This is a genomic window from Cupriavidus sp. GW823-FHT06D04, from assembly GCF_058795055.1.
Map to the genome: position 1 here is coordinate 1 of NZ_JBXAHL010000083.1, position 9,749 is coordinate 9,749.

Annotated in this window: 10 protein-coding genes and 2 pseudogenes; 2 read left to right on the forward strand and 10 right to left on the reverse strand. The window is 63.3% G+C overall.

What is annotated here, in order from left to right; all coding sequences use genetic code 11:
- Window positions 1-256 precede the first annotated feature (256 nt).
- From AC1Q7H_RS39315 to AC1Q7H_RS39335, 5 genes are all read right to left on the reverse strand, one after another.
- Window positions 257-1,495, reverse strand: coding sequence for a vWA domain-containing protein (locus AC1Q7H_RS39315; protein WP_153956742.1), 1,239 nt, complete (start codon window positions 1,493-1,495; stop codon window positions 257-259).
- A 7-nt stretch (window positions 1,496-1,502) separates the two neighbouring features.
- Window positions 1,503-2,420: a hypothetical protein gene (locus AC1Q7H_RS39320; RefSeq protein WP_153956741.1), complete on the reverse strand. Its 918-nt coding sequence runs from the start codon at window positions 2,418-2,420 to the stop codon at window positions 1,503-1,505.
- A gap of 91 nt (window positions 2,421-2,511) precedes the next feature.
- The gene (locus AC1Q7H_RS39325; RefSeq protein WP_153956740.1) at window positions 2,512-3,537 is read right to left on the reverse strand and encodes an ATP-binding protein; all 1,026 of its coding nucleotides are present in this window, start codon (window positions 3,535-3,537) and stop codon (window positions 2,512-2,514) included.
- A gap of 284 nt (window positions 3,538-3,821) precedes the next feature.
- A complete protein-coding gene (locus tag AC1Q7H_RS39330) occupies window positions 3,822-5,330 on the reverse strand; it encodes a hypothetical protein (protein WP_492382491.1) in 1,509 nt (502 codons plus the stop codon).
- Window positions 5,331-5,483: 153 nt separating this feature from the next.
- Window positions 5,484-5,807, reverse strand: coding sequence for a DUF4313 domain-containing protein (locus AC1Q7H_RS39335; RefSeq protein ID WP_249678916.1), 324 nt, complete (start codon window positions 5,805-5,807; stop codon window positions 5,484-5,486).
- 149 nt (window positions 5,808-5,956) lie between these two features.
- On the opposite strand from AC1Q7H_RS39335, the pseudogene AC1Q7H_RS39340 reads away from it, so the two are divergent.
- Together AC1Q7H_RS39340 and tnpA are read left to right on the forward strand one after the other, a co-directional pair.
- Window positions 5,957-6,088, forward strand: a pseudogene (locus AC1Q7H_RS39340) (RNA-guided endonuclease InsQ/TnpB family protein); the annotation flags it as partial.
- Between the two features lie 52 nt (window positions 6,089-6,140).
- A pseudogene (gene tnpA / locus AC1Q7H_RS39345) lies at window positions 6,141-6,443 on the forward strand (IS200/IS605 family transposase); the annotation flags it as partial.
- A gap of 223 nt (window positions 6,444-6,666) precedes the next feature.
- On the opposite strand, the gene AC1Q7H_RS39350 reads toward tnpA, so the two are convergent.
- The 5 genes from AC1Q7H_RS39350 to AC1Q7H_RS39370 form a co-directional block, all read right to left on the reverse strand.
- Complete coding sequence (locus tag AC1Q7H_RS39350; RefSeq protein ID WP_153956738.1) at window positions 6,667-7,047, reverse strand: hypothetical protein; 381 nt, start codon at window positions 7,045-7,047, stop codon at window positions 6,667-6,669.
- Between the two features lie 194 nt (window positions 7,048-7,241).
- On the reverse strand, window positions 7,242-7,709 hold the full coding sequence (locus tag AC1Q7H_RS39355; protein WP_194946951.1) for an outer membrane lipoprotein: 468 nt from the start codon (window positions 7,707-7,709) through the stop codon (window positions 7,242-7,244).
- Between the two features lie 160 nt (window positions 7,710-7,869).
- Window positions 7,870-8,208 (reverse strand): DUF3085 domain-containing protein, encoded by a 339-nt coding sequence (locus tag AC1Q7H_RS39360; RefSeq protein ID WP_153956737.1) that lies wholly within the window; start codon window positions 8,206-8,208, stop codon window positions 7,870-7,872.
- A gap of 129 nt (window positions 8,209-8,337) precedes the next feature.
- Window positions 8,338-8,781, reverse strand: coding sequence for a hypothetical protein (locus AC1Q7H_RS39365; RefSeq protein WP_153956736.1), 444 nt, complete (start codon window positions 8,779-8,781; stop codon window positions 8,338-8,340).
- Between the two features lie 69 nt (window positions 8,782-8,850).
- Window positions 8,851-9,483, reverse strand: coding sequence for a hypothetical protein (locus AC1Q7H_RS39370; RefSeq protein WP_194946950.1), 633 nt, complete (start codon window positions 9,481-9,483; stop codon window positions 8,851-8,853).
- Window positions 9,484-9,749 lie beyond the last annotated feature (266 nt).

The following is a 9,749-nucleotide window of genomic DNA, read 5'->3' on the forward strand; positions in this document are numbered from 1 at the left end:
GCAACAACATAAATAGGATGGGCGAAAGTTAACACCGCTCAATCCAGTTTACAACCGGATTTGTGGGTAATCCTCAGCCCTGAAGGGCGAGGTTTGACGCGCATTCCGATCAACTGCTAACTCCTGTTCTCCTGAATCCATCACGCTGGGCACTCCCGGTCTACTGTGTATTTCGGCTGACTGACGCACAGTCTTGAGCATGCTTATGAGCAGCGTCCGGAGAAGAATAACCCCGGGCTTGTCGCCCGGGGTTGGTTCAAACGATGACCTCCACCGCCTCCCCAAACGGCGGCGGGGCAATCCGATGGAGGGGCGTTGTTGAGGCCCACAGCGTGGGATACGCCGGCGGTACAGCCGGGAATTTCCCGTCCATATCGGTCAGGTAGACAAGGAAGGCGGGGTGGACCCCCTGCTCCTCCAGCCAGGCAAACGGCGCCACGAAGCTCGTGCCCCCGCCGCCCCGCACCGGGCCTAGCTCAATGGCCTGACCGCGCTCGAAGCACTGCACCTGCGCCACGCGTGTGTCGCAGTCGAGCACGAAGAGGCGCCGCGGCTGCAGCGTGGTGAAGACCGCTTCGATCTCCGCCCCGAACTGCCGCTGCGTCGCGTCGAACACCGATCCGCTGGAGTCGCGCACAAACACCGCGTCGCCCACGGACTGGTCATGCAGCGCCGGCAGGTACAGCCCCATGTGGGTGTACCGCCGGTTGGGCAAGGCCCAGCTGTAGTCATTCCGGGTCTGCTCGGATGCGAAGCGGTGCAGCACGGCGCGCCAGTCCACGGACGGCCGCGTGGCGGAATCCGCCATCGCGCTCAGGTCCCCCGGAAGCTTGCCGCGCATGGCGGCCGCCTTCGCTGCCTGCATCGTGGCCACCTTCCACTCGTTGGCCAGCGTTTGCTGCTGCGCCTCTGGTTGCTGACGCACTTCGCCTGGCGTGAAGTTTGGGGAGGCCTGCGGCGCGCCGTTGCCGGCTTGGTCGCGCTGCCTCTCATTGTCATCAGCCTTGGCAGACGGGTCCGCCCCGCTAGCGTGGCCGTCCCCCGTCTGCTGCTGTGGCGACTGCTGCGACTGAGCTTGGGGCCCCTGCTTCGGCTTGTCCGAGGCCTCCTGGCGCAACATGGCATAGATCTCCTCGGCGGACTTGCCGAGGAAGCGACCATCAATCAGCGCCCCGGCCGGCAACTGCAAGCCGGCATTGAGCACCAACGGATTGATCGCATAGTCACAAGCCCTGTTCCAGCGGTCCGGATCACGGACGCCTCGGCGCCAGCAATGACCGTTGGCCGGATGCAGGACTTCATGGGCCAGACAGCCGCGCAGTTCAAGATCGCTCAGGGTGGCGGCGAACGCCGGGTTGTAACCCAGCGATACGCCATCCACCCAAAACGTCTTGCACGACGGATCCTCGACCAGCTGCAACCGCATCAGCAACGCCCCAAAGAACGGTTGCGACAGGATGAGCTGGGAACGCTGCTTCGAGATTCGATCGCGCATGACGCCCTCACGCGGTGAGCAGGTCGAACATCGGCGAGGCCGGCACTGCCGCCACTGGCGAAGGAAGGGAACCACCCATGAAGGCGGCCATCTGCGCTTCGATCTCCATCGCCTTTTCCGCCACCTGCTTTCGCAGATCGCTCGAATTGCGCAGGTCCAACCCACTGTAGGCGGCCAGATGCTGTCGCGTCTCGTCCAGGATGCGCGTAAGCGCCGGATCCCCGGAAAAGTTCAGCTTGGGCAGCAACGCGCTCAGCTCACGCACCTTGTCGGCCACGTCCAGTCGCACGTTCGTCGCCCCGTACAGGCGGTTGGCGAAGTGCTGCACAGCCTCGAAGAGCCGACCGACCAGGTCGTCGTTCGCGGTTCTCACCGCACCGAGCACGCGCGAGTCGATATCGGCCTTGAGCCCGTCCAGTACATTGGCCGGCAGCGCAATATCAAACTGGCTCGCGTCAGGAAATGGCAGCACAGCGAGACGCATGCCGAATTTCTTGGCGAGCTCCGCCTGCGTCGGATAGTCCGCGTCGTCGAAGAGACCATTCAGCGCTTCCCGTGCCTCCTCCTTCAGGCGCGGGTAGTCGGCAATAAAGACGGTCGTCGCCGCGGTGAACTCGTCCTGGAACTGACGCTGACGGTCCGCGACCTCCATGTAGATGTCAGTCGGCAGCAGGCGCACGCCCAGTTGGTCGTAATCCAGGCTGTGGGCATCGAAGTAGGCGCGAGCACGGTTAGCGATCGCGCACACCTCCTTGTAGGACGTGGCCCCTTCGGTCAGCAGCTTCTTGTTGAAACGGCCGATGTCTTTTGTGTCATGGTTGGCTTCAACTTCCTCGGTGGCCCGGGTGTCGAACTTGCGTGCCCGCCACACCGAAGTGTTGAAGGTGGCGAGCATTACGCGCTTGGTAAGGTTTTGGATGTTCATGATGAGTCCTGAAAAAAGGATGGATACGGCAAAAAATGAAACGGCGAGCCAGATGGCTCGCCGTCATGGGATGAAGAGAAAAGGTATCGGATCAGTTGCCGAGCAGCAGCTCACCGAGCTTGCCGCCCTGCGCGTTGATCCAGGCAGGGGTCGAGCAGATGCGCGCGTCACGGCGCGCCGCATCGGTGGCGAGCATCACAGCGAACTCACCGAGATGGGCATCGAACAGGCGATTGGCATACACCATCACCCGATCGAAGTTGTTCTCGTTGGAGACCGCCGCCAGCGCCGAGCTGATGGCGTACTGCGAGGCCACGTTGTCCGGGATCCGGGCGGATTCCGGCGCAGCCAGCACTGAGTCCACGCTGGGTAGCTCACGGTAGATCTGGCGGAACGACTGGAACTCGAGCGCTGCGCCCTCGCCGACCGCGCCGGCGGAAGCAATGATCTCCATGCCTTTGGGCACCACCGGCATTTGCCGCGCCACGTGCCCCCAGCCGCGCGGCGAGGGCAGGTTCTCCGTCTCCTTGCTGCGCTCCGACGATATCAGCAAGTCAGGGCGGAAGCGCAGAAAGGCGATCAACTCGGGCGGCGCGCTCTTCGCGACCGCCCAACGCGTCCAATGCTCGATGCTTGTCTCCAGCTCCACGATGGTGCTGAAGCGGGATTTCAACGGATCGAGGATATTGGACACCGCAGCGTTGTCGATACGGCGGTTGGTCGCGGCGACGAAGGTGACGTGGTCCGGCAGGACGTGCTCACCGATGCGGCGCGCGAGCAGCAGCTGCATCTTGGCGGCCTGGACGGCCGGCGAGGCCTGCCCGAGGTCGTCGATGAACCAGACCAGCGGGCGCTTGCTGTTGAGCGCCGTGGCCAGATCTCCAAACGGCAGGAAGCGGGCACCGGCTCCATCAGCCGCCGGGAATGGCAGGCCCTTGGAATCGGTCGGATCCTCCACCACGGGGTGCGAGATCAGCAGATCGTAGCCGGCAGCCTGGGCGGCTTCGGCAACGATATCGCTCTTGCCGATGCCAGGCGCCCCAGTGATGAGGACTGGCAGGCATGCCGGGATGAAGGCCGCAAGCAGGGATTGCAGTTGAAACGGATTCACTTTCATGGGATTTCCTGAATGGGAGTCCCACAAAGTCACCGGCCCCACAGGGAAGGTGTCCCTGTGGGAAATTCAATGAATGCGCCAGCGGTGCTGGCAGGGGTCGATGCGTCCAAGGACGCGGGTAAAACGCTGTTTGGACTGATCCTGACCAGTGCGAACAACGCTCTACTGAAGAGCCTACAGGCAATGACGTGCCTACAGCACGCCAAAACGCGACGAATTCGGTGTCTCTTTCGGGGGAGAAGAAGGCCCCCCGGCCACAAGGCCGGAGGGAATGCATGGATGGGTCAGGCAGCCGTGGCCAGCGCCGGCAGCGTCGTGGCCAGGCGCGAACGTGCATAAGCCAGCGTGCCATCGTTGGCCTGCAAGCGCCGGATGGTGCGCGTGGCGGGCTGCTCGATGTAGTAGGTCCGCGCGCTGCCACGTGGGAAATGACGGATCTGGCTGAAGCCCTCACGGATGCACAGATCGACGTACTCGCGACAATTCATGAACTGGCCATCGAGCTTCCAGCGCGACGCTTCGGCACGCCTGCACGCCCCCTCTGCATCTGCTGCCTGCAGGCGTTCCGATCGCGCCGCCAGCGCCTGCGCCTCCCATTGCTGCTGCTCGGATTCGGAGAAGCCGCACATCTCGAAGATGCGACGGCGCCGCGTGGCGGCCGGCACGCCGGTCAGCACCACGCCGCACTCCTCGCGCAGGGCACGCTTGGACGACGTGTTGCGGTCGTTCGGCGTGTCCAGCACTTCCAGCAGCGTCGCGATGTCGCGTTGCAGGACAGCCAGCGCGAATCGGTTGGGCCAGCTGAAGCTGCCGTGACCGCGTTCGACGGCGGCCATGGCGAGTTCGCCTTGATACCGGCGCTCGCCCAAATTGCCCTTGGACCGTTCAGCGTGTGCCCGCTCCGTGCGTTCTGCATAGCGCTTTGCGCCAATCAGGGCGTGCAGGCGAGCGGACAGCGGCGACACCGGCTTGGCGTCATCCCCGGTCGGCGCCTTCCCCAACGGCGCGGACAGCGGTGGAATTACCTGGGCGGCAAACAGTGCATCATCGACGTCGACATGGGTGCAGTCGTCTGGCAACGGCTTCACCAGTGCGATGAGGCGGGCGGCATTGCGCGCCGTGATCGCCAGCTTGTCGTGACGCATCACCGAGCACAGCGCCTGCAGCTTGTTTGCTGGCAGGGCACCACGCAGCGCGGGCACCGCAATCAACGTTGGCAGCCAATGCAGGTCATGGCGGCCCGCGTCAGAGGCGTCGCCTCCGCTGCGATAGGCGTTCAGGATGCAGTCGCGCACGGGTTCGCCGCGCTGCAAGGCGTAGGCGACCTGCACCTCGTGGCGGCAGTTGATGCCGGCACCCCGCGAGTATTCCGGACCGTTGGTCCCGTAGCCGAAGCGCCGATCGAATTCGGCACACACGAAGGTGTAGGCGTCGAAGGGCTCGGCCGCGGCGAACAGATCGAGGTTTTCAGATCCGGGGTTCGCAACCTGGTCGGGGTCGACCGCCTCGTTGGTGAAGACGGCCAGTCGGCCGGCGGCAGCGGCTGCTTGCCACGACGTGCGGCTCATCTCATGCGGACGCAGCACCTTGCCGCCTGGACGGACGACGAAGCGCTCCACCTCATCCAGGATCGACGTGAGGACCGCGTTGGTGTCGCCGGCTGGTCGCACCGCAAACTGTCCCGACGGCAGTCGCACAACGGGAATTGCGCCGCGCTCGACATGGCGCACGCCAATGTCTTCGGCACGCAGGCCCCGCTTCGGACCGGGTTCGAGGTTCAGGAAAGCCGGCACGCCGGCAAGTGTCGTGCGGGTTTCGACCCGTTCCGGGCCAGTGGTAATAACGTACATGGAATGCTCCGGGAGCGAACGGAGCACACCCATCGGGGCGTTGCCCCGTCTGGGTGGAAAGGAAATGGCGGTGCGAGGCTCAGCTCGCGTTAATAGTCAGGCCGTTGTCGGCGTATCCACGGCATCTTCGGCGCGGGCGTCGGCAATCCATGCAAGCAGCTCGGCGGACTGGATCTTCCAGACCGGGCCGCGCGTGTGACCTGCGGCGATGGTGCGCACCGGCACGAACCAGTCCGTCACCAGCAGCGCCTCAAGCACGTCTTCTGGAACGTTCCAGGACGCCACGAACACCTCGTCGTCCGCCAGATGCTCCTGCGGAACATTGACCGTGAGATCGGCATAGGGCATGAAATCGTCGGCGCAGATCAGCGACAGCGCCGGGTGAAGGTTGCTTTGGTAGACATGGACGCGCAGGTGCACGCCGGCGGGGCCGTATCAGTCTTGCGTGGACGCGCCATCTGTATGAGCTTGGCGCGGGCAGCTTCAACGAGGACTCGCGCGGGCGTTGGTACGTCAACATCGCTGTCAAGGTGGAGGTCGAAGAAAAACGCGTGCCGGATGGCTCGGACGTGATCGGCATCGATCTTGGTCTGAAGACCTTGGCGACGTACAGCGACGGTGAGAAATTCGAGCCTAAGCGCTTCTATCGCGAGTCTGAGCAAGCGCTCGGCATCGCTCAACGAGCCAACAAGAAGCGCCGCGTGAAGGCAATCCACGCCAAGATCGCAAACCAGCGCAAGGACGCCATCCATAAGGAAGCAGGCCATCCTGGCCAGGGTATGCAAGGACTTCGAGGCCAAGTTGGTAGAGTTCAACGGCGAGCACGACCACGTCCATCTGCTGGTGAACTACCCGCCGAAGGTCGCCCTATCAGCGCTCGTCGCATCGCTCAAGGGCGTGTCGAGCAGACTGCTGCGGCAGCAGTTCGGGGACTTCCATCCGTGGCTCAAGCGGCGGGGCGTGCTTTGGTCCCCGTCCTACTTCGCGGCGTCGTGCGGCGGGGGTCCACTGGATATCCTGCGCCAGTACATTGAGCAGCAGCAGACCCCTCACTAACCCCCAAATTCCCGGCTTACCCCAGACTGAACTCCGGGGCTTGCACCATCCCCAGCGGGACGATGTCCCGCGATGGGTGAAAGTCTGGGCGAACCAGACGAGGGTTCGATGCGTCGAGGACGCGATCAAAGAGTATTTGCCGAATCGCCTTTCGATTGAGCAAGCACGGTCTTGATCGGCATGCGCAGCGCCCAATGGCGCCACGCATTCCAGCACAGTCGGATCAGTCGAGGTCGAGGGCGCGATTAATGACACGCGCCGTCAGCCATGCCTGGTCGCGGTTGAACATCTTGGCCGTGACCAGCTTGCGCAGAACTGCGCTGCCGGTAGGCCCTTCCACGGTGGTGGCGATGTGATCGACATGCACGCGCCAGCCTTCCGATATGCCGCGCTCCACCGAGACGGCAAAGCGGTGGCGGGCATGCTCGGCTGGCCAGTGCGCACCGGGCAACAGGCCATATCGCGCCTCGTTGGCATCGGCAAGGTAGTTCGCCGGGACGATCCACTCGGGCTCGAGTTCGATCGCGCGCAGCGTGCGCGCCAGCAGGTTGGTGACCTGGTCGACGGTCTTACCTTCGGTTGAAATCGGGGTTACAGGTTGCATAAGCGGCTCCAGAAATGGGACGCCGCTCACGGAGGCGGTGCCCCGTGGGTGAAAGAGATGATTCCTGGCGGTGCCGGGCGGATTTCGATGCGTCAGGGACGCTATCAAAAACGCAAGCCCCAAGCGAGAACGCTTGGGGCAAGCCCTCTCGGGGCTTGCAGGAAAAGGGAGGGCCAGCAACTCGGCCCTCTCGATCAACGCGTCAGTCGATAGCCGCTGCCCGACGACAGCAGGAACAGCCGCTCGCCAGTGACGAACTGCTGTTCCGAGCCCTGCGCCACGACGATCTGGCGACCGCTGTCCGTGCGGACAATGACCTCCACACCGTCGCGCTGCGACAGGTGCGTCGCCGTAACCTGGCCGATGACACCCGCTGCCGTGCCCGAGATCGCGCCAGCGATGTAACGACCGTCGCCGTTGCCGATGACACGTGCACCAAGGACCGCGCCAACCAGCGTGCTGAGGATGGCCGGTACGCCGGAACTGGCCGACAGCATGCTGTCGCCGGCGATGGTGACATTGCGCACGTGCACGACCGTCACCTGCTCCGCAGATCCGGCGCGCATGGCGTCGGAGCCGCGATAGACATTAGGCGACGACTGTGCAGCGCAACCGGTGAACAGGCTGACAATGGCAACGAACAGGAAGAAACGCTTGAACATGATGGCCTCACAAAAAAAGATGGGCCAACATGCCCACGGGCAGGAAGGCCCGTGGTGGGAAAGAAAAGCTATGCCAGCAGTAATGCCGGCGAGGTCGATGCGTCTGAGGCGCGGAAAGTGCTGCAATCCTAGCAGGCCCGCCCCCGTTTGGGGAGAGGCCTCACGCGTAGGCTTGGAACCGGACCGATCGGCGCGTGACGACGATCGTCACTTTCGTGATTACCGGCGTGGCCAGCGCCTGGCGGAAGTGAGTCAGCGGATAATGCTCGCCGAAGTCGTCGCCACCAAAGGCACGGCGGGCATTGTCGTGGAACTCGGCATCCTTGTCTGGATCGCAGCCCTTGAAGTAGAACAGGCACTGCTGGGCCGGGGTGGGGCCGGTGCTGTAGCCCACATACGCGCCGTGATCCTTGGCAATGAAGAACTTCTCGGACTTCGCCGCCTCGCAAAACGACACGAGGGACTGGATCTGGGCGCGAGAAAGCGTGATCTGCGGCATGAATTGCTCCTGAAAGGATTGAAGGAGCACGCCCTAATGGGGACATGCCCCACGAGGGAAGAACGGATTAGGCGGGCAGCGGCCCTGCCGCCCATCGGCAGGATGGGAACGCGACCGTAGCCGCGTGCTTCACCTCAGCGCCTGAAAACGAGGACGAACCCGACCGCGTAGGCTACGAGTGCGCCAGGCCAGAGCGAGAACTGCTGCGCTACGAAGCATCGGCGATGAGGACAACGAGCCGAAGTTAATCAGCATGCTGCCCCCACTCTTCAACTCCACGTAGGGCGTAGCACCACACCGACTCGCCTCAGGGTGGTCGTTGCTCAGAAACTTGAGCAGGACGAACATGCCAAGCACAATGACGGCCGCCGCAACCTGATACCAAAAGAACGGCGCGTCGACGTACTTGAGGATCGCTTGGGCGGGTAGCACCGATGTGGCTGCGTCCGTGAAAACTGGCGCAAGCTCAACGATGCCAGCGAACGCCGTCCACAGCAGCAGGTTGGCAAAAATGCGCGAGAGTGCTTCGGAGGTCCTTTCTCTGTTGTTCTTGAGGACTTTCCGAAGAGACAAGGGGTTGTGAGCGGGCGAGCCGTCACTCTGCAGCCCGGTGGCTGTCTGGTGTCGGAACGTCCGCAGGGTTCACGCGGGCGACGGGGCCGGCGAATCCACCCAGAAGAGCAGAGCCGGGCCGTCAGCCTTGCGTGGTCGCACAGTGCCGACAAAGTCCTCGCGCCCATAGAGGCTGACGCGTGTATGGTCGGTACCGTTGTGATGGAGATAAACGCCGCCGCGGTCAGTGGCGAACCTGCCCTCCAGCGCCTGGAAGACGCGGTGGAAGTCGTAGAGGTGGCGCGGGTCGCACTGCCCCGGTTCCCCGCTACCCCGATGAGGACCGATGGCACGGCGGTAGATGGGATAGCCCGCATCGGGCCGCACAAACTCGAATGGCGTGCCGCCGTGCGTCAGTTCGGCCCAGCCGAGCCGCTCTGTATCGAGGTGCAGTTCCAACCAGCCGAACTTGCCGCGCACCGGCTTCACACATTCGATGACGTTGTGGGGAAGGATGCAGCCCACGCAGTTGTCTTCGCCAAGCTGGTTGGCCTTCTCTGCGCGAAACACGCCCATGCGTTGGCCGTCCATGGCAACGAGTCGTGTCTCCCGTGGCATAGCCTCGACGAAGACGCCGTTGAGCCAGTACCGCTGGTCCTGCTTGGGCGCAAGCAAGGCGATGGCCTTGAGCTGGCGCGGGTCAATCTGGATAGTCTGAACCACGTGTGTGCTCCCCCAAAAAAAACAGGAGCACAGCCGCAAGGGACAATGCCCCTGCGGGTAATGAAGGCCTGACGGCGGTCAGGATTGAAAAAATCGATGCGTCGGAGACGCGAGAAGTGCCGTGATGGTATCAGCCTGGACACGCGCCTTGCAATTGCGCAGATGAAAAAACCCCCCCGAACATCAATCCTGAGGATTACCCACAAATCCGGTTGTAAACTGGATTGAGCGGTGTTAACTTTCGCCCATCCTATTTATGTTGTTGC

Bases quoted from the DNA above. Each gene is read 5' to 3' on its own strand.
- AC1Q7H_RS39315 (WP_153956742.1), bottom strand. From the start codon at position 1,495: ATGCGCGATCGAATCTCGAAGCAGCGTTCCCAGCTCATCCTGTCGCAA.
- AC1Q7H_RS39320 (WP_153956741.1), bottom strand. From the start codon at position 2,420: ATGAACATCCAAAACCTTACCAAGCGCGTAATGCTCGCCACCTTCAAC.
- AC1Q7H_RS39325 (WP_153956740.1), bottom strand. From the start codon at position 3,537: ATGAAAGTGAATCCGTTTCAACTGCAATCCCTGCTTGCGGCCTTCATC.
- AC1Q7H_RS39350 (WP_153956738.1), bottom strand. From the start codon at position 7,047: ATGCAACCTGTAACCCCGATTTCAACCGAAGGTAAGACCGTCGACCAG.
- AC1Q7H_RS39355 (WP_194946951.1), bottom strand. From the start codon at position 7,709: ATGTTCAAGCGTTTCTTCCTGTTCGTTGCCATTGTCAGCCTGTTCACC.
- AC1Q7H_RS39360 (WP_153956737.1), bottom strand. From the start codon at position 8,208: ATGCCGCAGATCACGCTTTCTCGCGCCCAGATCCAGTCCCTCGTGTCG.